The following is a 24085-nucleotide window of genomic DNA, read 5'->3' on the forward strand; positions in this document are numbered from 1 at the left end:
GGTGTTTATATTTGTTTTCCTATATAATGCTGCTGATGCGAAAACAACACCTACGCCCGGCTATGCTGTCGGGCCTTTTGCTAACGGGCCTGCTGACGGCCACGTTTGCCCAGTCGGCGCTGGAGACCCAGGCCGATACCGCCGGTGGGCCGCTCGACCTGGGTAAGATGTGGACATTCGACGCACCCCCCACCGCGTATTTTCAGAAAACCTACAACTTCACGGCCGATCAGAAGTGGTTTGATGAAGCCCGGCTGGCCTCGCTGCGGTTTGCCGATTACTGCTCGGCGTCGTTTGTGTCGGCCAACGGGCTGGTTATGACCAACCACCACTGCGCGCGTGAATCCGGTACGGGCGTACAGCGAAAAGGCGAAGACCTGAACGCAACGGGCTTTTATGCCAAAACCCTGACCGAAGAGCGGCCGGTCGAAGGTCTGTTTGTCGATCAGCTCGTCCAGATCGAAGACATCACCAGCCGGGTTCAGCAGGCCATGAGCGCGGTGAGTTCGGGGCCGGGGCAGCTGGAAGCGCGCGAGCAGGTATTTTCGGATATAAAGGCCGAGTATACCAGCAAAGACAACTGGAAAGGGCTCGAACTCCAAACCATTACGTTCTACAACGGCGGGCGCTATGCACTCTACGGCTTCAAACGATATACCGATGTGCGGCTGGTGTTCATGCCCGAGCTGCAACTGGGCTTTTTCGGGGGCGATCCCGACAACTTCACCTATCCACGCTACGCCCTCGACTGCTCCTTTTTTCGGGTGTATGACAACGGCAAGCCGCTGAAAACGAGTCATTTCTTTAAGTTCAATACCAACGGGATACGAGACGGTGAGCCCATCTTCGTGATCGGTAATCCGGGCCGTACCGAGCGGCTGAAGACCGTGGCCGAGCTTGAGTTTGACCGCGACTTTCAGACACCGGCCACGATCCAGCTCATTCGGAACCGGTCTAGCGCCCTGCAAGCCTATAACGCCACCGCCAAAAACGATAGCGTCCTAAACGAGATCTTCAGCTATGAAAACAGTCTGAAAGCCTACGGTGGTCAACTGGCCGGGCTGCGCGACCCGGTGCTGATGGCCCGGAAGGCGTCGTTCGAGAAGCAGTTCAAAGCCACAGCCCAGGCTAAAAACCTGCCGGCCGACCAGCTCAAAACCTGGGACGAGCTGGCGGCTAATACGGCCCAGCTGCGGGGCTTGTTCAACGATGCCAACTTTCTCGGCCCCAGCGAACGTACCATGGGCGAGCTGCTGACCTTTGCCAACGTGCTCACCCAGTATAACGAACTGCTGACGTCGCGCCCGCAGGATGCGGAGCGGGCCCGTTCGCTGGTGGTATCGCCAGTGGTCAGGAATTCTGCGCTGGAAGAGGCTTACCTGGCCGCTCACCTGACCGAAGCGCAAGCGGGTTTGGGAATTGACGACCCGTACGTAAAAGCAGCCCTGAACGGACGGACGCCCAAGGAGGCCGCGGCTTACCTGCTGAAGACCACCAAACTGAACGATCCGGGTTTTGTGCAGGAGCTGCGTACGCGGCCCGGCGCCATCGGCGCGTCGAACGACCCCATGCTGGTACTGGCCCGTATTGGCTTTCCGCGCTATCTGGCCGCTGCTCGTCAGGCCCGCCAGATCAGCCAGCGGCAGGAAGTGTTGCGGGGGCAGCTCGGCCGGATGCTGTATGCCGTCTATGGCCCGGCTGTGCCGCCCGATGCTACCTTCTCGCTGCGAATCAACGACGGCGTAGTGCGCGGATACCCGTATAACGGCACCCAGGCGCCGATCATTACGACCTTTGCCGGGCTGTACGACCGCAACTACTCATTCGGCGACAAAGCGCCCTGGAACCTGCCCGCCCGCTGGAAAAATCCGCCTATGGCGCTGCTGAAAGAGCCGATGTGTTTTATCTCGACCAATGACATCATCGGCGGTAACTCGGGTAGTCCGATGATCAATAAAAACCGGGAGGCCGTTGGGCTCGTTTTCGACGGTAACCTAGAGAGCCTGCCGGGTGAGTTTATTTTCGTGCCCGACCGCAATCGTAGCATCTCTGTCCACGCGGGCGGTATGGTAGCGGCCATGCGGTACATCTACAAAGCGGACCGGCTGATCGGCGAACTCACGGGAGCACCTGCTCCTCCGGCGGCCAAAGCAAAGAAATAAAGCCTAGCAATCGAATGGGCCTTCGGGGCCATAAACCTGGTCAGACCCGGGCGCTGCAGACGTTCCGGAAATTTGGCTAAGTTTATGGCCCCATCGTTTATCGACGCCCATGACTAAATCAGACATTGCCATCATGCCGCAGTTCTTCGACCGGTATATCAACCTGGCCGATGATATTGACCTGCTGACCGCCCTCGCTCAACCCGCTACGTTCGACGGGCTGATTCCGGCCGAAACCCTACTGGCGCTCGGGAACCAGGTTTACGCACCCGGCAAATGGACAGTCCGGGATATTGTTCAGCACGTTATCGATAACGAGCGCATCATGTCGTACCGGGCCATGCGATTTGCGAGGAACGATAAAACTCCGCTGCCTGGCTACGACGAAGAACTGTTCGGCCAGCAGGCCAACGCCAACCGTCGGTCGCTGTCGTCGCTGCTGGATGAGTTTGCGCTTGTTCGGCAGTCGAGCCTGGCCCTGTTCAGGAGCTTTGACGACGAGGCTCTGCAACGTACGGGTATCTGTTACAACCAGACCATATCATCGCTGGCGCTTGGGTTCGTCCTGGTGGGCCATGCCCTTCACCACGCCCGCATCATCCAGGAACGGTACGTGCCGCTGCTGACCGGGAAAGCACAATAAAGAGCCAATTGGCCTTTCTGAGCGAGTTGTCACGCTATCAGTCGGTCAAAATCTGTACTTTAGCCGGACTATCAAAACCGGCTATGCTGAACCGAACACTTCTTTTTGTTTTTCTGACTGCGCAGGTCGCCCTGGGCCAAACAAAGACCAAAATTACCGTTACTGACATTACCCGTATCAGGCAGGTATCGGGCATTGAACTATCACCGGATGGCAAGCGGGCGGTTTACACGCTTACCACGACCGAACCCGCCACCGAAGCCAACGAATACGATTACCGAACCCACATCTACCTGACCGGCCTCCAGCCCGGCGATACCAAAGCCCTGACGCGCGGCAACGAGTCGGCCCGCCAGCCGGTATGGTCGCCCGATGGTCGGTACGTGGCGTTCTCGCGAACCGTAAAAGGCAAGAGCCAGGTATTCGTTATGCCGTTGGATGGGGGAGAGGCCTATCAGTTAACCAGCCTGCCCTACGGCGCTTCGGGGCCGATGTGGTCGCCAGATGGCAAACAGATCGCGTTTTCGTCGACCGTATCGATGGCCGAGATGCTGAAAGACTCGTTGCTGAACCCGGGCCGCCGAGCCCCCGTCTGGTCGCTCGAAAAGCCCGGTTTCCGGACCAACGACTTCATAAAGGCCGACCCGAAAACGAAAGCTAACCCCGACGGATCGCTGGCCGAAATCCGGGCCTATCTGAATAAAGATGTGGAGGACAAAAAGGCGAAGGTCATCAACCGACTCAACTTTCAGGGGGAGTCGACAACGGAGCCGGACCTGAGTTTTACGCACATGTACGTCATCGACGTGCGCGAAGGCGCGACGCCCAAACCCCTGACGCGTGGCTTTGCCTCCGTACAGGCCGGCACCTGGCTCCCCGGCGGGCAGGGGCTTCTGGCCGTTACCGACCGCGACTCGACCCGCCACCCCGACCGGGAGCAGGATAATGCCATTGTGTTTATTCCGGCCGATGGGTCGAGCAACCGCACCACCGTACTGGCCGAAGCCGGCAAAGGCTACGGCTCACCCGAAGTCTCGCCCGATGGCCGGACGCTGGCGTTTCTGGTCAGCGCATCAGAAGGCGTCAATTTCGGGCAGATCGGGCTGGCTACGCTCAACGGCAGCCAGGCGTCGGACATTCGGCTCGTCACCTTCGATCGGGCGCCCGGTAGCCTGACCTGGTCGGTGACCCCGGCCGCCCGGAAAGGCGCTGCCGCCACCGCCGTACTGTACTTCACCGCGTCGTCGAACGGCGGCACCCCACTGTACCGGCTCGACCCGTCTACCCGGCAGGTAACCCAGCTGTCGGACTTCGAGAGTGGCGTTACTTATTTTGACGTGGCCGGTAACCAGCTGGTATACGCCAAAACCGAAGTGGCTAACCCCTCAGAATTGTATAAGGCTGATTTCAGTAACGGCAGCAGCCGACCAGCGGCTACCCCCACGCTGGCGGGGGTCAAGCTGACCAACCATAACGACTGGGTGGCGCAACGGCAGCTGAGCTTCCCGGAGAAGCGTACGTACAAGAACTCGCTCGGGCAAACCGTCGATTACTGGATTATGAAGCCCAGCCAGCTGGAAGCGGACAAAAAATACCCGCTGCTGCTGAATATGCACGGCGGCCCAACGGCCATGTGGGGACCGGGCGAAGCGTCTATGTGGCACGAATTTCAGTACATGTGCGCGCAGGGATACGGGGTCGTTTACGCCAATCCGCGCGGATCGGGCGGGTACGGGCTGAACTTCCAGCGGGCCAACATCAAGGACTGGGGCACCGGACCCGCCGAAGACGTGCTGGCGGCCGCTACCGACGCGGCCCGCGAAGCCTGGGTCGATACCGCCCGGCAGGTGATTACGGGTGGCTCATACGCCGGTTACCTCACTGCCTGGATTGTTGGGCACGACAACCGCTTCAAAGCCGCGTTTGCGCAGCGGGGCGTTTATGATCTGACCACCTTTCTGGGCGAAGGCAATGCCTGGCGGCTTATTCCGAACTATTTCGCCTACCCCTGGACACCCGAGGCCAGGGTGTTGGACGCCAACTCACCGTATACCTTCGTGCAGAACATTCGCACCCCGCTGCTGATCAAACACGGGGAAAACGACCTGCGGACGGGTATCATCCAGTCGGAGATGATGTACAAGAGCCTGAAAATTCTGGGTCGTCCGGTCGAGTACGTGCGTATGCCCGGCGCTACCCACGAGCTGAGCCGGACCGGCAACGTGCGGCAGCGTATCGACCGGCTGCTGCGTATTTACGAGTTCTTCGAGCGATACGTTGGACCTGACGCACAGGGGCTGACGCAGAAATAAGTACCCGGCCACGGATAACAGGAATCCGTGGCCTTTTTTATCCTTACCCACCACCGTATATGTACAATCGACTACTTCTTTTTCTCTGCCTGGCTTTTCCGGCCTGGGCCCAGACCCCTGACCAGCGGGTAACGAAAGTGATAGCTGATGTATGGGCGTTCCGGCTGGCCGATGAACCTTTGCTGGCTGTCATGACCGGTCAGGGCCAATCGCCCGATCGGCTTTTCTCCTACAGCGAAGCCGCTTTTCAGAAAAGACATGCCTTTTACCAGCAGAAGCTGACCGAGCTGAAGGCGCTGCCGGCTCACCAGCTTAGCGCTGCCAACCGTACGAACGCGAGCCTGCTGATCTATCTGCTCGATAGTTACGTCAGCGACTACAAACTGAAAACGTACCTGAACCCCCTCCTGGCCGAGGGTGGCCCGCATACCGACCTGTCGTTCATACCTGCTCAGCTCCCGTTTCAGACGGTAGCCGAATACGAGCGATACATACGGATGCTGATGGGTTTCCCGGCGCAGATGACCGAGGTGGTGGCGCTCCTGCGCGACGGGCTGAAACTGGGCATGACCCAGCCCCGGGCCGTTATGGAAGGCTACCAGACGACCTACCAGGCGCACATCGTCAGCGATCCGGCCAGTTCGGTCTTTTACAAACCGTTTGAGCGGATGCCCGCCACCTTTTCGGCTGCTGATCGGGAACGGCTGAAGCAAGCCGGTCGTCAGGCGGTTATGGACGGAGCCGTTGCCGGTTACCGTCAGTTCGGCGCCTTTATGGACGCCGATTACCTGCCCAACCTGCGCACTACGCTGGGCGCGAATGCCCTACCCAACGGCGAAGCCTATTATCGGGAACGGGTGCGGTATTATACTACCCTTGACCTGACCCCCGACCAGGTTCACCAGACGGGGGTGGCCGAAGTAGCCCGAATCCGGGCCGAAATGAATGCGGTCATGGCCAAAACCGACTTCACTGGCTCGTTTGCCGACTTTCTGACATTTCTCAGAACCAGTGAGCAGTTTTACCCGAAAACCGCCGGTCAGCTCCTGCGCGAAGCGAGCTACATTGCCAAACGCGCTGACGATAAGCTACCTGCTTTCTTTGGTCGGTTGCCGCGCCAGCCCTATGGCGTATCGCCGGTGCCGGATGCCATAGCGCCAAAATATACGGCTGGCCGCTACGTGGGCGCTCCGCTGGGCGGTACAACGGCGGGTCAATACTGGGTCAACACCTACAACCTGCCCAGCCGGTCGCTCTACACGCTCGAAGCGCTGACGTTGCACGAAGCCGTACCGGGCCATCATCTGCAAACCGCCTTATCGGCAGAACTGACCAACCTGCCCGTATTCCGGCGGTTTCTGTATGTCGACGCGTTTGGCGAAGGCTGGGGGTTGTATTGCGAATGGCTCGGCCGCGAAATGGGGTTCTATACCGATCCCTACAGCGACTTTGGCCGACTGACCTATGAGATGTGGCGGGCCTGTCGGCTGGTGGTCGACACGGGTATTCACGCCAAAGGCTGGTCGCGCGAGCAGGCTATGCAGTTTATGGCCGAAAACACCGCGCTTTCGCTCCACGAAGTCCGTACCGAGGTTGATCGGTACATTTCGTGGCCGGGGCAGGCGCTGGCTTATAAAACCGGCGAGATGAAAATCAAACAACTGCGCAAACAGGCCGAAGCGGCCCTGAAAGAACGATTCGACATCCGCCAGTTTCACGATGCGTTACTCGGGCAGGGTACCGTTACGCTGCCTATTCTGGAACAGGTAGTGGCGGACTATATTCAGAAAGCCAGGAAGTAACCCGTTACAGACTGGCATGGATGCCAGCGCTGATCATTGGCTCCACGAAGCAGGGTATGAACTTACAGTTGCCCCTTGATAGCCCGGAGCTTCCACGTTGAGCAACCGTGCTTTACGATGCCTCCTGAAGTCGGTATGCCAAACACTGTAAATAAGCGAGGGCCATTAATATCATACGAACGACCCAAACAACCCTTCAGGCCTGCCCAGGTCAATAACTGAATCTCAACCGATCATGAAAAACAACCTCTTTTTCGTTATGTGGCTGGTAACTAGCGCCAGCCTGTATGCCCAGCCAACTTCCGATTCGACCCAGGTGACGAAGGCCCGCTGGCGTACTACGCGCCTGACCCGGCACCTCCGCTGGCAGGAAGCGCAGTTCGACAGTTTGTTTGGGTCAAAGCAGAATGTCAACCTGGTGGTACTCAAAAACCGACGCCGACGGCCGGTTGTAGCGTTCGGATCGGCGGGCGACAGCCTGAAGCCAACGAGTTGGTTTGGGAAACGGGACCGGGCGCTGGTAGCGCTGAACGGGACGTTCTTCGATGTGAAGCAGGGAGGCTCGGTCGATCTGATCAAAATAGACGGGCGGCTGATCGATACCACCCGGCTGTCGGGCAAGAGCATGCCCGAGCATCAGCAGTCGGCCATAACGATTGATCGAAACCGGGTGCGTATCGTACACGGCGGCAACCAGCCTGGCTGGGATCGTCAGCTTCCCGACGAGAACGTAATGACAACCGGCCCGCTGCTGCTCCAGAACGGCCAGCCGAATCCGCTGGCGAAGAATGCCTTCAACGACAATCGCCATCCGCGGACTTGCCTTTGCCTGGGCCCTGGCCGACGGCTGGTGCTGGCCACGGTCGACGGGCGCAACGCCAACGCACAGGGTATGAACCTCCACGAGCTAACCCGGCTGATGCGCTGGCTCGGCTGCCGCGACGCGATCAATCTGGACGGGGGCGGGTCAACGACGCTCTGGCTCCAGCCCGATTTGCCGGGTGTAAAGCAAGTGTCCGAACAGGGCGTTGTGAACTATCCGTCAGACAGTAAGCAGTGGATTCATACCGGCGAACGGGCCGTTAGTAATGTAATTCTGATCCGATAAACCGCATACTCAAAAGGGTGAGGAACAGGTTACCTTATTTTCCTACGTTTATGGGAAATAAGATAGCCCAATCACACAAGTGCGATGAAAACGGTTTATGTTCTGGCCTGCTTTCTCCTGACGGCTGTAGCCGCCATCGGCCAAAAAATTGCGAATGACAATACGCTCAGCGTCAAGGTCGATGGGAAAGACTATACGACGCAGCCTCGCCGAATTCGGGTCGGCAACTACTGGTGGGTTACGGCCAACGCCGTCAAGCCCGACAAATCGCTCCGCATCTGGCTCGGTACGTTCGACCGGCGCGATGCGCTCGAGTCCGGTACCTACCTGGTTGTTGATGCCGACAAGCCCGATACGAAGGAAAACCGGCAGAAGTACGAAGATTTCGGCAAGTACAAAGGCATTGCCATCATCAAATACGTCGAAGAAACCCGGGAGCCCCGCATGGAATACCACGTGGGTAAGTCGCAGAATAACGACGAAACCATCAGTGTCAAACTCGGTACCGACGGGTTTCTGGAGGCTACGTTCAGCGGTAAGCTGGCCGGCACTTACTGGAAAGAAAAAGCCACGGCTACGGTCTTCGGCGGTATGGGCCGGTTGATCAACAAGATGGAAGATAAAGCCATTACCAAGGCATCGGGCTATGATTCGGACATCGACCCCGAAGGCAATGGCTATAAGAAACAGGACAAAAAAGACGAGATCATACTGACCGACGGTAAAGTCCGCCTGAAGGTAAACTAGCTCGTTGGCCGGTACCTGCGGAGTCTGGCGCTACCAGTCAAATGACCTTCTGTTCTCTTAAAACAGCCCGTAAACGCGCGTTACGGGCTGTTTTCACAACCAACCTCGCTAACTTGCGGTTACCCGATTGGCTGGCCATGTGCATAGGGTCAGCCGATGGATATTGTTATGAGTGATAAACGCAGGCTGGAAGCCATTCAGGACGCACCGAAATTCCGTTTCTGGAAAAGCCAGATGGAAAGTAACGGGCTGACCATAAACGAGGTAAAAGACTTTTACGTCCGCCACCGTCACAACGGCGAAGTGTTGTTTGCCATGCTGGAGGTAGATGCCGACACCCCCGAAGGCGACAAGATCCCGCCCGCGCTGTTTCTGAAAGGCCACGCAGCCTCGGTGCTGGTTTGCCTGATTGACCAGGACACCCGCGAAAAATTTGTGGTACTCGTCCGCCAGCGACGCATCTCCGACGGCTCGCATACCTACGAACACCCAGCCGGTATGGTCGATGCCGACGACGCCCCCGACGAGGTAGCCGCCCGCGAGCTGGGCGAGGAAATCGGTCTGGAAGCCACAGCCGCCGACCTGACCAAACTGAACCCCCGGCTCTGGTTTCCCAGCACCGGCACCAGCGACGAAGCCATGCATTTCTTCTACATCGAGCGCGAGCTGCCCCGTGATCAGATCATGGCTTTCCACCACAAAGACATGGGTAACGCATCGGAGTTTGAGCGGATCACCACGGCGGTAACTACCCTGCCCGAAGCGCATAAACTGGTCAACAATGTAAACGGCCTGCTGATCCATTTTCTGTACCTCCAGCACGTCGGCGACTACGAAACCATGAAGCTGTTGTAAAGAATTTCCGGGTCGGGGTTGCGCTCTAGTCGACTAATCTATTATATTTGCACTCCCAAACCGGGGATTATAGGCTTCCGTAGTTCAATGGATAGAATTTCGGTTTCCGGTACCGACGATAGGGGTTCGAGTCCCTTCGGGAGCACAAGCCGCAAAACCGCCGACACAATCGGCGGTTTTTGCTTTTTATGGCCTTGTCACTGCTGGTATATTCCCGAAACAGAACAAAGATTTCCTGCTTTCGTTTTATTTTTGTTGAACTACCAAATAAGCCCACTTCACATGGATACGCAGTCAACAGAAATAAATGCATATCCCTGGCGTCGCTTTTACCCTAAAGGCGTACCCCATGAGATAAATCCGGATGCCTACCCGTCTTTGGGAGCTATGATGGAAGAAGCGTTCCGGAAGTTTGCCGACCGACCGGCATATGCCTGTATGGGTAAGCAGATTACGTTTGCCGAACTCGATAAGCTGTCGCTGCAGTTTGCGTCGTTTTTGCAGAATGACCTCGGTTTGCAGAAGGGCGATCGAATTGCTATTCAGATGCCCAACACGCTGCAATACCCCGTGGCTATGTTCGGGGCGCTGCGGGCCGGGCTGGCCGTGGTCAACACCAATCCGCTCTATACCCCCCGCGAAATGCAGCATCAGTTCAAGGATTCGGGGGCCAAAGCCGTCGTGATCCTGACCAATTTTGCCGCCAACCTGGAAAAGATTCTCGACAAAACCGACATCGAACACGTTGTCGTAACGAGTCTTGGCGATCTGCTGGGTTTCCCCAAGAAGCAGATCGTGAACGCGGTGGTAAAATACGTCAAGAAGCTGGTGCCACCCTTTAACCTGCCTGCCGCCATTTCGTTTGGCGATGCGCTGAGCCGGGGCAGTCGGCAGCCGTTCCGGCCGGTAGACGTCAGGAATACGGACATGGCTTTTGTGCAGTACACCGGCGGCACCACAGGCGTTTCGAAAGGGGCTGTGCTGACCCATCGGAATATCATCTCGAACGTAGAATGTCAGCACGTCTGGATGGCGCCCGGCAACGTACCCGATGGACAGGGGATTATCGTCGCGGCTCTGCCCCTTTATCACGTATATGCGCTGACAACCAACGCGCTGGCGGCCCTGAAAAGCGGGGCTATGAACCTGCTTATTACAAACCCGCGCGATCTGAACGCCTTTATCGACGACCTGAAAAAATACAAGGTTACGGCCTTTACGGGCGTCAATACGCTTTACAACGGCCTGCTGAATCATCCGCGCATTGGCGAGGTAGACTGGAGTCGGCTGAGCGTAACCTCGGCGGGCGGCATGGCGCTGCAAACGGTGGTTGCCGAACGCTGGACCAAGCTGACCGGTAACACCCCCTGCGAAGGCTACGGCCTGACCGAAACCTCACCCGTGCTGTCGTCGAACCCGATCGATGGGTCGGTGCGCGTCGGTACGATCGGGATTCCCTGGCCCAGCACCGAGATGAAAATCATTCGCGAAGACGGTACCGACGCTTCCATCGGCGAACCCGGCGAAATTGTGGCGCGGGGGCCGCAGGTGTTCAGCGGGTACTACAACCGCCCCGAAGAAACGGCTAAATCGATGCTGAACAGCTGGTTCAAAACCGGCGATGTGGGCGTGATGAACGAAGATGGGTTCTTCAAAATCGTTGACCGGAAAAAAGACATGATTCTGGTGTCGGGTTTCAACGTATACCCCAACGAGATCGAAGACGTAGTAGCTCAGTGTCCCGGCGTTATGGAGGTGGCCTGTATCGGCGTACCAGACCCTAAGTCGACGGAGGTGGTCAAGATTTTCGTGGTCCGGAAAGACCCGGCCCTGACCGCCGAGACCATAAAAGCGTACTGCCGCGAGAACCTGACACCCTATAAGGTCCCGAGGATGATTGAGTTCCGCGATGAGCTGCCGAAGTCGAACGTTGGCAAGATTCTGCGCCGGCCGCTGCGTGATGAAGAAATGGCCAAACAGGCCAAATAAAAGAAACAGGGGTTTAGCACCGTTCTGGTTGGCTAAACCCCTGTCTATTAAGCCGCCAGGCGGCTGTTGGTCCTGAAGTCAGAGAGGGTTACGAGCTCCTGCTGAAAGCCCTTTACCTGTTTTATGAATCGGCTGGCTTTCCGGCGCGACACCTCTACGCGATGCCCGTTGATCAGGCTTACGCTCAACTGCTGCTGGTCAGGGTGAATACCTTCCAGATACAGCAGGTTGATGATGTTCTTCTTGTGCGGTCGCACGAACACTTTCGATGAGAGCCGGCTCTCCATCTTCTTCAGCGTCAGCGACACCATCAGCTGACTGCCATCGGCAAAGTGAAAAACGGTGTAATTGCCTTCGCCTTCGAGCCGGACAATCCGATGCATCGGCATTTTTTTGCGGTACCCCCAGAACGGCAGGGTCAAATCAGGCATCTCAAACTGACCGGCAATTTCTTCGACATGTGCTTTGGTCAGCGGCTTGGTCAACAAGGTTGATTTCATGATACTATTCAATAAGATGGTGTGAATAAATAGACAGGATGGTAACGCAAACTGACCTTTCGGTACGTTGCGCGCACACTGTCAAACAAGTTTACACAAAATTCACTGTCAAGCCATTAGCCAGCGCCGAAATTTATTAAATAAGCCCGGGCTACGAGGATGCCGCCGGGTAGTAACGATAGCTGGCGAACTAATTGAGCCGCTTTAGCCTTGACTAGAACACAAGAATAAATCAGTTCGCATGGCTACTTTGCTTGATTTGGTCGGTAACACGCCCCTGGTGTCGTTAGATCGCCTGAATCCAAATCCCAACGTACAACTCTACGGTAAACTAGAAGGAAATAACCCCGGCGGCAGCGTGAAAGACCGGGCCGCAGCCAGCATGATTCAGGGGGCGCTGGAGCGGGGTGAGCTGAAACCCGGTATCAAACTCATCGAAGCCACCAGCGGAAATACCGGTATTGCCCTGGCAATGATTGCCCGGCTTTATGATATCGAGATTGAGCTGGTTATGCCCGAAAATTCAACCCGCGAACGGGTGCTGACCATGGAGGCTTTCGGCGCCCGCGTGATCCTGACCGAAACCATAGAAGCCGCCCGCGACTATGCCGACGAGCAGGTCAGAAAAGGGGGGTATTTCATGCTGAATCAGTTTGCCAACCCCGACAACTACCTGGCTCACTACCGGACAACCGGCCCCGAAATCTGGCGCGATACGAATGGGCAGGTTACCCACTTCGTTTCGTCGATGGGTACGACCGGTACCATTATGGGTACGTCGCGGTACCTGAAAGAACAAAACCCGAACGTACAGATCGTTGGCTGCCAGCCGACCGATGGCTCGTCGATTCCGGGTATCCGAAAATGGCCGGTCGAGTATTTACCGCGTATTTTTGAGCCGCAGCGTGTGGATCGGGTAATCGAGGTGTCGGCCGACGATGCGACCGACATGACCCGCAAACTGGCGAACGTAGAAGGGGTCTTTGCCGGGATGAGTAGTGGCGGCTGCGTATGGTCGGCTATCAGGCTGGCCCAGGAGCTGGAGTCGGGCATCATTGTTTGCATCATCTGCGACCGGGGCGACCGGTATCTCTCGTCGGGCTTGTTCGGGTAGGCCGGTTTTGCCAGGCAGGATGGGTAAAAAAGGTGGCTTACCGCCCCGACCCTTCGTCGGTTGGCCGTAAGTTCGGTACCTTTGTAGCCATGTATACCCGTATTATCCTGCCGTTGCTGTTTCGGTTCGATGCCGAAACGATTCACCATACCGTTACGTCAATCCTGAAGTTTGCGCTGGCTATTCCGGGGCTGTCGGCCCTGTGCCGACGGCTGTATGTGCTGGAAGACAAGCGCCTGGAGCGAACCGTTTTTGGCCTGACGTTTCCGAACCCGGTGGGGATGGCGGCTGGCTTCGACAAAAATGCCGAACTGGTCAGCGAGTTGAGCGATCTGGGGTTCGGTTTTGTCGAGATCGGCACGGTAACTCCGCGGCCGCAACCCGGTAATCCGCGTCCGCGCCTGTTTCGGCTCAAAGCCGATCGGGGCCTGATCAACCGAATGGGTTTTAACAACAAAGGAGCAGGACCAGCGGCTGAGCGGCTGCGTCATTTTTCGGCGAACCGGGGTGGCCGACGGGTCATCGTAGGCGGCAACATTGGTAAAAATAAAGATACGCCCAACGAGCAGGCACTGAACGATTACCTGCTGGGCTTCCGGGCTTTGTTCGATGCCGTCGATTACTTTGTCGTTAACGTGAGTTCGCCCAATACGCCCGGCCTGCGCGACCTGCAGGAACGTGAACCATTGACGAATCTGTTGACAGCCCTGCAAACCGAAAACCGGCAGCGACCGGCGCCCAAACCGATTCTGCTCAAAATTGCCCCCGACCTTACCGACGGCCAGCTGGACGATATCATCGCTATCGTGGCCGAAACCGGCATTGCGGGGGTTATTGCCACTAACACGACCATCAGCCGCGACAACCTCGTCACGGATGCCGCTCAGGTCGGGCAGATCGGGGCGGGGGGCGTCAGTGGACAACCGCTGCGGGAGCGCTCTACGGCCGTGATTCGGTATCTGCACGAGCGGTCGGGCGGCACCTTTCCAATCATCGGAGTGGGCGGGATTGCTTCGGCCGAAGACGCCCGCGAGAAACTAGACGCCGGTGCCAGCCTGGTACAGGTCTACACCAGCTTCATCTACGAAGGCCCCGCCCTGGCCAAACGAATCAACCGCGGCCTCCTGTAGAGACCGGTCCGTCGTTACGGCAACCCTTTACGTCTCTACAGGCGTCAGTAACAACATAACACCCTCTTGCATCGGCTACCCCAGCCACCTCGTTTCAGCCGCTTCTGATTGTCAATAAGTTTTGTGGTTTTTAGGGTTGACAGATCTAGTTTGGTCTAGTTACCAGGCGGTTATGTAGGGTTGGAATGGCGTGTGGGAGATGGCCTGGCTGGCGCGTAAGAGACGGTTGGGCTAGCGTGTAGGAGACGGTCTGGCTGGCGCGTAAGAGACGCGATGGGTCGCGTCTCTACCGTAGACTCCTTTTTCACGCGCTAGTTCATAATTTTTCGTTAAAAAGGCGGAAATTTACCCCTGCCGACACAGCCTTACTACCCAACGCATGGCCCAACCGACCACTTCACCCCGTCAGAATACGCTTCGCCGATCTCCTGAGCCCCGTCCGGCCGGGCGCACTGGTGAATCGGGAAGCCGCCCCCGACCCAAATCGTCATTTAACTGGGGCCTTGCTCTGGACCGCTGGCTGACCGATCAACGTTCGACCCTGACGCTGGGGGTGTTGTTGATGGGACTGGCGGGTGGCCTGCTGTTTGCCTTTGTATCGTATCTGCTTCATGGCAACGCTGACCAGAGTGCGGTTGACTCAGCGCTGTCGCGACCCCTGGCTGAGTCGGGTAGCGAAACCCGGAACTGGCTCGGGCTGGTGGGCGCTTCGGTTGCTCATGCCTTCGTGTTTCGCTGGTTTGGCGTAGGGGCGCTGGCCCTGCCCGTGATTGTGTTTCTGTCGGGCTATAAACTGGTGTTTCGGCAGGAGCTGGTGCCGCTGAACCGGGCTACGATCGGTCTGCTCTTTGCCGCGGTCTGGACCAGCCTGATCATCGGATACGTGGTGCTGGTAACCGACTCGGCCGAAACGGCCAGTGTCTGGTGTGGGGGTATCGGGTACGAAGTCAACGTGGCTCTATACAGCCTGTTTGGCTGGGGCAACCTGGCCTTCATCGGGTTCATGCTGTTTTTCTTCGTCGTTTACTTCTTCGATGTCAGCAAGATCCGGCTACCCGATTTCTCCCGGAAAAACCCCTCCCGCGTTCGTCCCTACGCCGACGATACCCTGCAGACCTTTGAGGACACCGAAGTGGACGAGGCTGAGGCCGAAGCCGATCTGGACGAGGAAGAAGAGCAACCACCGGTACCGGCTCCCGTGGCCAGCGCCCCCGTACCACCGGCTCCCGTAGCACCGGTATCGGCTCCCAAACCCGTCAGTGAACCACCGGCGGCTCCCGAAGTCATTGCCCAATCGACCGGGGTAACGCTGACGATCAAGAACCGCGACGCCGTCGCCGACCAGGAGCCTGCCGATGAACTCGCAGCGACGCCCGCGCCCACCTACGAGCCCGACCCGTTCGAGGAAGATGATCTGGTAGCGGTTCATGGTTTGTATGATCCAACGCTCGACCTGCCCCAATACCAGTACCCAACCATCGACCTGTTGACCGAATATGCCAATAGCCGGAAAGCGTCGGTGTCGGACGATGAGCTGACGGCCAACAAAGAACGTATCGAGACAACCCTGCGAAACTTCGGTATCGAAATTGACTCGATTCAGGCTTCGATCGGACCAACCGTCACCCTCTATGAGATCGTGCCGGCCAAAGGCGTACGGATTTCCAAGATCAAAAGTCTGGAAGACGACATTGCCCTCAGCCTCTCGGCGCTGGGCATCCGGATCATCGCGCCGATGCCGGGGATGGGTACTATTGGTATCGAGGTGCCGAACAAGAATCGGGAGATGGTGTCCATGCGCTCGGTGGTGATGAGCGATGTGTTCAGTAACAGTAAGTTCGATTTGCCGGTTGTGCTGGGTAAGACCATCTCGAACGAAATCTACGTGGCCGACCTGGCTAAAATGCCGCACCTGCTCATGGCCGGGGCTACCGGACAGGGGAAGTCGGTTGGGCTGAACGTACTGCTGACATCGCTGATCTATAAAAAGCATCCGTCGCAGCTCAAGCTGGTGCTGGTCGACCCCAAAAAGGTGGAGCTAACCCTGTTCAACAAGATCGAGCGCCATTTTCTGGCTAAACTGCCCGATGCGGAGGAGTCGATCATTACCGACACCAAAAAGGTTGTCAATACGCTGAACTCGTTGTGTATCGAGATGGACAACCGGTATAACCTGCTCAAAGATGCCGGCTGCCGAAACCTGAAAGAATACAACGCCAAGTTTGTGAAACGGCGGCTGAACCCCGAAAAAGGGCATCGCTTCCTGCCCTACATCGTGCTGATCGTCGACGAATTGGCCGATCTGATGATGACGGCGGGTAAAGAGGTAGAGCAACCCATTGCGCGCCTGGCTCAGCTGGCCCGGGCTATTGGTATCCACCTCGTCGTGGCTACGCAGCGGCCATCGGTCAACGTAATTACGGGTCTGATCAAGGCTAACTTCCCGGCGCGTCTGTCGTTTAAGGTGACGTCGAAGATCGACTCGCGGACCATTCTCGATACGGGCGGGGCCGAACAGCTGGTAGGGATGGGCGATATGCTGCTGTCGTCCAACTCCGACATTATCCGGTTGCAGTGCCCCTTCGTGGATACGAATGAGATTGAGGATATTTGTGAATTTGTCGGCAATCAGCGCGGTTATGACGATGCGTATGTGCTGCCAGAGTTTGTCGGCGACGATGGCGGGCAAGGCGACGACAAAGACGTGGACCTCGACAACCGGGATCCTATGTTCGATGAGGCCGCCCGGCTTATCGTTATCCACCAGCAGGGCAGCACATCGCTCATCCAGCGCAAACTCAAACTTGGCTACAACCGGGCCGGTCGGCTGGTTGATCAGCTGGAAGCGGCCCGTATTGTTGGACCGTTTGAAGGAAGTAAAGCCCGCGATGTGCTCGTAACCGACCTGCAAACGCTCGAAGAGATGCTAAAACGCCTGAAGGGCGAGTAAGTACATTTGGTAAGCCGGTACCGTAAAACCGTACCTGACCTACAGTTAAACGTTTGTCCATTTGTTTGATCTAATGCCTATACAGGTGGCCGGCATAGGCGGCTGCCTGCATCCCTGATTAACGTATACCCAATGAGAAAAATAGCATTTATATGGAGTCTGGTCGTGGTTCTTACCCTACCGGCCATGGCTCAGAAAGATAAGCGGGCGCAGACCATTCTGGACGCGATGAGCAAGAAATACCAGGCCCTGAAATCATACCAGGCCAGTTTCACCTACGCCAGCGTGGGGGGCGGTGCCAAAGATTCGTACAAAGGTGATTTGACCGTTAAGAACGATAAGTTTCGGCTGGTGCTGGGCGGGCAGGAGGTCTTCACCGACGGCAAGACGATGTCGACCTACGTGAAAGAAACGAACGAAGTAAACGTACAGGATTATGACGCCAGCGCCACCAGTGAGCTGAACCCTACGCAGATCTACACGATCTACAAGCGCGGCTTCGATTATCGGTTCCTGAAAGAGCAGAAGCAGGGCGGGCGTACGCTGGAAGTGATAGAACTGACCCCCAACCGGAAGAAAAGTCCGATTGCTACGGTGCAGATTTCGGTCGACAAAGCTGATAAGTCGGTGCGCAACTGGGAAATCATTAACAAAGACGGCAAGCGCACGACTTACTCGATTACGAAGTTCACGCCCAACGTCAACGTGCCCGATAGCTACTTCGTTTTCGACAAAGCCCGCCACCCCGGCGTTGAAGTTGTCGATCTTCGATAGGCGCGTCACCTGAGTAAAAAGCCAGCGGGATGGGGGCCAATGAGCGTGCTACTGCGACGTTCATTGGCCCCCATCCCGCTGGCTTTTCGGCTATACCTTACCGCCATAGGCCAGGTCGCCCGCGTCGCCGAGGCCGGGCACAATGTAGGCATGCTCGTTCAGATGGTCGTCGATGGCACCCAGCCAGAGGTGGCATTGGGGTAACTGACGCTGCACATGACGGACTCCCTCGGGGCTGGCAATGGCAGCTGCAATATGGGTCTGCGCCGGAATACCGTAGCGTAGTAAGGCATGGTACACTTTTTCGAGGGAACGGCCCGTGGCCAGCATCGGGTCGCACAGGATAAGGGTTTTTCCGCTCAGGTCGGGACTAACGATATAGTCCATCGCGATCTCGAAGGTGTCTTCTTCGCCGGGCGTATAGCCCCGATAGGCCCCGGCAAATGCGTTCTCGGCCTGATCGAAATAGTTCGTAAACCCCTGGTGAAACGGCAGGCCAGCCCGTAAAATCGTGGCTAACACCGGCTGTTGCCGGATTACCTGTGTGTTTGCCGTACCTAAGGGCGTCTGTACCGCAACGTTATGATACGAAAGCGTTTTCGAGATTTCGTACGCCATCAGCTCGCCGAGCCGCTCCAGGTTCCGCCGAAACCGCAACCGGTCCTGCTGAATGGATACGTTACGAAGTTCGGCTATGTACTGGTTAGCTAACGAGGGTTGCTGCGTAAAAACGAACATGGCGAAGGGGGTTCTTTTGGCGTAAATTAGCCGGATGCTTGTCGTATATCCAAGCCATTTGTTTAATTTGACCGTTCATACGGTCAAATGTGAACATGAGCGAGAGCCAGAACGACCGATAGCCGGTAACATGCATGCGTAGTATCGTTTACGTTTTCTTTTTTTTATTCATTTCTGTTTCAGTTTGGGCACAAAGTCCGTTTGTACCACTCAACACAGATTATTATCATCTGATTGATCGACTGGAGATTCGTCAGAACCGATGGGCCGAAGGATTTCACAGTTCCGTAAAGCCGTATAACCGGCATAGTATCATCCGCCTGACGGATAGTCTGGCTGCTCACCCCACCCGTGAACTGTCAGATACCGATTATTTTAACTACGATTACCTGCGCGATGACAGCTGGGAACTGGCGGGTTCCTCAATCGATTCGCTGAACCCCGACCCCTTTACGCGCCACTTGTTGCCGCCCGCCGGGCCCGGCGATAGCCGTAAACCGTTCCTGAAAAATTTTTACCGTAAAAAAGCCGATTTCTACAGTCTGCAAACGCCCGATTTCGACCTGCATGTCAACCCGGTTTTCAATCTGGGCCTGGGGCTGGAGAATGTCAACTATCGATATGCCGTAGAAGCCGGACAACCCGGCGGTCGCCAGGAATTATTTGTTAACACCCGCGGTCTGGAAGTGCGCGGAACGATTGGCAAGAAGTTAGGCTTCTACACTTATTTTTCGGACAACCAGGTCATTTTTCCGGAATACATCCAGCGCTATGGCGACCGATATAGCCGCGACAACGGCATAGAGGGGTCGGCTCCGGGCGAAAGTTTCATCAAACGGTTTGGGCAGAACGGAGTCGATTACCTGTCGGCCAGGGGGTACATTACCTTCGACGCACTCAAAATTATCAACATACAGTTTGGGCACGACCGCAATTTTTTTGGCAACGGGTTTCGTTCGCTCTTCCTGTCGGACAACAGCCCGCCCGCACTTTTTGCCAAGTTCTCGACCCGCTTTGGCCGCCGGATTCAGTACACCAACCTGTTCTCGCATCTGCTGAACACCCAGGCCCCCCTGCCGCAGGGTGATCGGCTGATTCCGCCCAAATTTGCCACCATGCACCACCTGAGCGTCAATATCAATGACCATATCAACGTGGGTGTTTTTGAGGCCACGGTATTCAGCCGCGACCGGATCGATCTAAATTACCTAAACCCGATTATTCTGTACCGGTATGTGGAGTCGGGGCAGGGGAGTGCTGATAATGCGCTGCTGGGTATCGACTTCAAAGCCAATTTCCTGTCGCATTACCTGGTCTACGGCCAGCTGATGCTCGATGAATTTCGGATCAACGCACTCCGGGCTGGCAATGGCGACTGGACCAACAAATACGCCTTTCAGCTAGGCGCCAAATACATCGACGCTTTTGGGGTACCCAACCTCGACCTGCAGGCCGAGCTGAATCTGGCCAGACCCTATACCTACTCGCACGAAGCCTCGCCGAGGGTAAGTGCCGGGCAAACCAACTACGCCCACTTTAGCCAGCCGCTGGCTCATCCGCTGGGCGCTAACTTCATTGAGCAGTTGTTCATTGCCCGGTATCAGCGCAAACGCTTGTCGGTTAACGGTATTTTTGGACTGATGACCTTCGGAACAGATCCGCCGGATGTTGAGCCTGATGGAAGACCGAGTCGCAATTATGGGGGTAATATCCTGCTCGACTATACGGACCGGGTCAGTGAAGACGGAAACTTTATCGGGCAGGGGCGCAAGACCATCGTTACCTACGCCGACCTGCGGGCTTCGTATATGGTTCGGCACAATGTCTTTCTGGATGCCCGCTTCCTGTATCGCTATCAGGACAGCCAGTACCGCCCTTACAGCTATACCAGCCAGGTAGCGAGCCTGGCCCTCCGCTGGAATCTGCCGTATCGGAACTGGGTCTTTTAAGAAGTTTTCGGTATTCTGTTTCCTGCTTCCGAGAAGAGTGCTCAACTTTGGGGTCACTTACTACCCCAGTTACACTGGAAACAGAACCTGTACACTGATGCTTGACCTGATTCGCCAGGAACTGACCGAAGCCCAGTCAGTCTTAGATACCTTTTTAGCTAACCCTGATCATTTGTTGGCTATTGAGCAGGCTGCCCGGCTCATGGGCGATGCTCTGAAAAACGGACGAAAAATTATTTCGTGCGGCAACGGCGGTTCCCACTGCGACGCGATGCACTTTGCCGAAGAACTGTCGGGCCGCTACCGCGATGACCGCCGGTCGCTGGCCGCCATTGCCATTTCTGACGTGAGCCACCTTTCCTGCGTCAGTAACGATTACGGCTACGAATACGTGTTCTCGCGCTTCATCGAAGGGCTGGGCAACGAGGGCGATGTGTTGCTGGGCATCAGCACCAGCGGCAACTCGGCCAACGTGATCCGGGCCGTAGCAGCCGCCCGCCAGAAAGGCATGAAGGTGGTGTTGCTGAGCGGTAAAGACGGCGGTAAACTGGCCGGGCAGGCCGATGTCGAGATTCGGGTGCCTCATTTTGGCTATGCCGACCGGATTCAGGAAATCCACATCAAGGTGATTCACCTGTTCATCCTGCTCATCGAAAAACAGGTCGTCTAAAACTGTTTCAGATACGAGATTTTACCGATCAGATGCCGTTCCTGCTGCCGGGCTATAAGTCCGTCGGCCGACGCTACCGAACCGGCGTAGACTCCGCGGTTATACACCAGGTACAGGAACGACAGGGGCTGAAACTCCCACGCCAGTCGAACATTCCAGACGTTTCGGTCGGTAAAGGTATTGCGCTGGAAAAAGCTGATCAGTTGCAGGCGGGGGTTTACGGCCAGCCGGTTCTGGATGCTGTAGAGCGCAATGGTGCCGGTATAGCCGCCTACGTTACGAAACTCGTTTAGCTCGCTGCTCAGGGTGAAGGCCGCGTGCGGAACAGGGGCCAGAATCAGCGACGCCCGGCCGTAGCTAAGCCGGCCGTCATAGTAACGCCCGGTTTCAGCCGTCAGGTTGTACGATACCCGCCGGGACGGATCGCTACCGAACAGAACCGAATACCGTACATAGCGGTACTTTCCCGATGCGATCGCGAGACCGAGCGGGCGGAAATCGCCATCGTCAAGTCGCTGGAACGTAGGGTTTACGAACAGGCCGAAATTGCCCGCGTTCTGAAAGGTGAACCAGATCGGGTTCAGGTTCCACTGTGCTTCCTGCAGATAGCCCGTAGAGGCTTTGTGATACAGCTCGGCAAACGCGCCCGGCTCGAAGTTGCGTACCCATTTCGGCAGCCAGCTGGCCCGGTTGACCAGAAACCCGCCAAACGAATTCGAGATCACATCGGAGCGGGAAACAAAGCCCATGGCCGGGTTGAAATTTCGCGTCACAACGGTCTGGGTCAGCCAGCCAACTATCTGGTTGGAGCGGTAGAAAAACTGGCTGTAGCCTGCCATACCCGCCCCACCGCCCTTGGCCGGCGACGATTCGGACGACTGGGTTCCGATCAGCATCGCACTGTAATTGAGCGACTGACCGAGCCGGAAAAAGCCATCGATCGCGACTGTACCATCCTGTCGGCTGTCGGTCGTGTCGGTGGCGTGGGCGTTTTTTCCCGTGACCAAAACGCCAATCCGGTTCTGTTTTCCCACGTTTTCGACATACCTGCCCACCAGAAAATCCGTAGCGGGGCTGCCCGTGATGCCGCGCTGTCGAATGAGCATGCCGCCATAGTTACGCTCCAGCGATCGGTATACCAACCGCGCACCCGCATCGATGGGTACGGGGGCGCTGGTGCCGTCGGGCAGGGTCGCCAGGCCGATGCGCCGGCTGAAAAACGGCTGAATGCCCATGCTGCCCCCCTCCCCCAAGCCGTTTACTGCCGACAGCCCGGCACCGAACAGACTCGCATTTTCCAGAAAGAAAGCCCGCCGTTCGGGAAACAGCACCGAAAAGCGGGTCAGGTTGTTGACCTGCCGGTCTACGTCGGCCTGGGCGAAGTCGGTATTGAACGTCAGGTCGAGAACGGTGCTGGTGTTGATGGCCCATTTTATATCGCCCCCCAGTTTCAGGCGGGTGGTGCGGTTGTTACTGGTTTCGGAGCCGTTATACGCATCGTCGGAGAGGAGTACGTACGGCTGAACGCGAACGTTGGGGCGGGGTGGGGGTGGTTTGAGACCGGTTACCTGCCCGGCATACTCCATGCGCAGCCCCGATGGGAACGCCCGCGGAAACGCCGACCAGGCCGACAGCTCGTTCGTGGCGCGTCGGTTTCTGAAAAAATTGATACCCCAGGTCTGGGTCGAATCCGTTGATTGCGGATACCGGAGCGTTTGCCAGGGTATCTGCAGTTCAGCCACCCAGCCCGAGTCGGTTCGGGTAGTGCGTACCTTCCAGAGGCCATCCCAATCGGTGTCGTATAGGATATCATCAAAGCTGAGCAGGTCGCGCTGGGTTCCGTAGGCGTTGGTCATGAGCGCCATGGCGTTCCGGCGGTCGTTGAACCCATCGAAGGTGATGCCAAAGAAGTCGTGGGCTCTGGACTGAAAATCACGCTGAAAGTTGGGCGTCCGTAATGATCGCCGACCAGCCGTATCCCGGTTAACAGCGGCTATGTACAGATACTGGCGGTTGAACAGCACACGAACTTCGGTATCGAAGGTGGCGGCCCGGCCCTGCTGCGGGTCTACCTGAACAAACCGGCGGATGGGGCGCGCCCGCTGCCACTCAGCCTCGTCAAGCCGACCGTCAATTCGTAATCGGGTGCCGACCTCAACGGCCTCTACGCTGCGACGACGCGTGGGTGGGGCAAAAATGACGGCCTGCCCACCCCGGTTGTTGGTATGGGCCTCTTCCCGAACGGTATCCGACTGAGCCGTATTGGCTATATCCGGATTCGTTTGGGCCAGGGTATAAAAAGGTAAAAGGAGAAGGGTATAGCGCCGTAAAGAAAGAACCATAAACGCAGATTAAGCAGGCGCCAAAAATAAGGTCATGCGGCTATGCGTAGGGTACTTTTTCGCCGAACGGTTGCCTGATTGGATGAAAAGCAGGGCGCCTGGCGGATGCCAGCGTTCGGTTCATTGCCGTAGGATGTATCAGGAAAAAGGCGCTCGCTGGCCAGCCGGCAAGGGCTATGATCGGCCGTGTTCAGAACCTCTATATCACTGCGCTGGCAGGTATGTCTGTAGCTTAATAGTCGCCACCGGCGCCACCGCCCCCGAAACTGCCGCCCCCAAAGCCCCCGAAGCTGCCACCGC

The 24085-nt window shown here is 56.9% G+C and carries 17 protein-coding genes and 1 tRNA gene; 15 read left to right on the forward strand and 3 right to left on the reverse strand.

Going from position 1 to position 24085, the window contains the following annotated elements:
- Window positions 1–35: 35 nt before the first annotated feature.
- The 9 genes from B1C80_RS23930 to B1C80_RS23970 all read left to right on the forward strand — a co-directional run bounded on the left by B1C80_RS23930 (window position 36) and on the right by B1C80_RS23970 (window position 11618).
- Window positions 36–2162 (forward strand): S46 family peptidase, encoded by a 2127-nt coding sequence (locus tag B1C80_RS23930; RefSeq protein ID WP_077923770.1) that lies wholly within the window; start codon window positions 36–38, stop codon window positions 2160–2162.
- 109 nt (window positions 2163–2271) lie between these two features.
- A complete protein-coding gene (locus tag B1C80_RS23935) occupies window positions 2272–2805 on the forward strand; it encodes a DinB family protein (protein ID WP_077923743.1) in 534 nt (177 codons plus the stop codon).
- 83 nt (window positions 2806–2888) lie between these two features.
- A complete protein-coding gene (locus B1C80_RS23940; RefSeq protein ID WP_077923744.1) occupies window positions 2889–5117 on the forward strand; it encodes a S9 family peptidase in 2229 nt (742 codons plus the stop codon).
- A 59-nt stretch (window positions 5118–5176) separates the two neighbouring features.
- A complete protein-coding gene (locus tag B1C80_RS23945) occupies window positions 5177–6919 on the forward strand; it encodes a DUF885 family protein (RefSeq protein WP_077923745.1) in 1743 nt (580 codons plus the stop codon).
- 235 nt (window positions 6920–7154) lie between these two features.
- Window positions 7155–8027: a phosphodiester glycosidase family protein gene (locus B1C80_RS23950; RefSeq protein WP_077923746.1), complete on the forward strand. Its 873-nt coding sequence runs from the start codon at window positions 7155–7157 to the stop codon at window positions 8025–8027.
- Between the two features lie 84 nt (window positions 8028–8111).
- A complete protein-coding gene (locus B1C80_RS23955; RefSeq protein WP_077923747.1) occupies window positions 8112–8774 on the forward strand; it encodes a hypothetical protein in 663 nt (220 codons plus the stop codon).
- Between the two features lie 168 nt (window positions 8775–8942).
- Window positions 8943–9629: an NUDIX hydrolase gene (locus tag B1C80_RS23960; RefSeq protein ID WP_077923771.1), complete on the forward strand. Its 687-nt coding sequence runs from the start codon at window positions 8943–8945 to the stop codon at window positions 9627–9629.
- Window positions 9630–9702: 73 nt separating this feature from the next.
- Window positions 9703–9774: transfer RNA gene (locus B1C80_RS23965), tRNA-Arg, on the forward strand.
- Between the two features lie 137 nt (window positions 9775–9911).
- Entirely contained in the window at window positions 9912–11618 is a 1707-nt protein-coding gene (locus tag B1C80_RS23970) for an AMP-binding protein (RefSeq protein ID WP_077923748.1), read from the forward strand.
- A 47-nt stretch (window positions 11619–11665) separates the two neighbouring features.
- Here the strand turns inward: B1C80_RS23970 and B1C80_RS23975 are convergent, their stop codons facing one another.
- Entirely contained in the window at window positions 11666–12118 is a 453-nt protein-coding gene (locus B1C80_RS23975) for a LytTR family DNA-binding domain-containing protein (protein WP_077923749.1), read from the reverse strand.
- A 241-nt stretch (window positions 12119–12359) separates the two neighbouring features.
- Between B1C80_RS23975 and cysM the strand changes: the two genes are divergently transcribed.
- From cysM to B1C80_RS23995, 4 genes are all read left to right on the forward strand, one after another.
- Window positions 12360–13232 carry a cysteine synthase CysM gene (cysM, locus tag B1C80_RS23980; RefSeq protein WP_077923750.1) on the forward strand — a complete coding sequence of 291 codons (873 nt, stop codon included), beginning with the start codon at window positions 12360–12362 and terminating at the stop codon, window positions 13230–13232.
- Between the two features lie 89 nt (window positions 13233–13321).
- A complete protein-coding gene (locus B1C80_RS23985) occupies window positions 13322–14362 on the forward strand; it encodes a quinone-dependent dihydroorotate dehydrogenase (protein WP_077923772.1) in 1041 nt (346 codons plus the stop codon).
- Between the two features lie 379 nt (window positions 14363–14741).
- Window positions 14742–17312 (forward strand): DNA translocase FtsK, encoded by a 2571-nt coding sequence (locus B1C80_RS23990; RefSeq protein WP_077923751.1) that lies wholly within the window; start codon window positions 14742–14744, stop codon window positions 17310–17312.
- Between the two features lie 132 nt (window positions 17313–17444).
- Window positions 17445–18086, forward strand: a complete 642-nt coding sequence (locus B1C80_RS23995; RefSeq protein WP_077923752.1) for an outer membrane lipoprotein carrier protein LolA — start codon at window positions 17445–17447, stop codon at window positions 18084–18086.
- Between the two features lie 90 nt (window positions 18087–18176).
- Here the strand turns inward: B1C80_RS23995 and upp are convergent, their stop codons facing one another.
- On the reverse strand, window positions 18177–18824 hold the full coding sequence (upp, locus tag B1C80_RS24000) for a uracil phosphoribosyltransferase (RefSeq protein ID WP_077923753.1): 648 nt from the start codon (window positions 18822–18824) through the stop codon (window positions 18177–18179).
- A 134-nt stretch (window positions 18825–18958) separates the two neighbouring features.
- Between upp and B1C80_RS24005 the strand changes: the two genes are divergently transcribed.
- Both B1C80_RS24005 and lpcA read left to right on the forward strand, forming a co-directional pair.
- Window positions 18959–20773 carry a hypothetical protein gene (locus tag B1C80_RS24005; RefSeq protein WP_077923754.1) on the forward strand — a complete coding sequence of 605 codons (1815 nt, stop codon included), beginning with the start codon at window positions 18959–18961 and terminating at the stop codon, window positions 20771–20773.
- A gap of 97 nt (window positions 20774–20870) precedes the next feature.
- Entirely contained in the window at window positions 20871–21443 is a 573-nt protein-coding gene (gene lpcA, locus B1C80_RS24010) for a D-sedoheptulose 7-phosphate isomerase (RefSeq protein ID WP_077923755.1), read from the forward strand.
- On the opposite strand, the gene B1C80_RS24015 is transcribed toward lpcA, so the two are convergent.
- On the reverse strand, window positions 21440–23785 hold the full coding sequence (locus B1C80_RS24015; RefSeq protein WP_077923756.1) for a carbohydrate binding family 9 domain-containing protein: 2346 nt from the start codon (window positions 23783–23785) through the stop codon (window positions 21440–21442). The genes lpcA and B1C80_RS24015 overlap by 4 nt on opposite strands.
- Window positions 23786–24085: the final 300 nt, after the last annotated feature.

The organism is Spirosoma sp. 209 (genome assembly GCF_002006735.1).
Lineage (GTDB): Bacteria > Bacteroidota > Bacteroidia > Cytophagales > Spirosomataceae > Spirosoma > Spirosoma sordidisoli.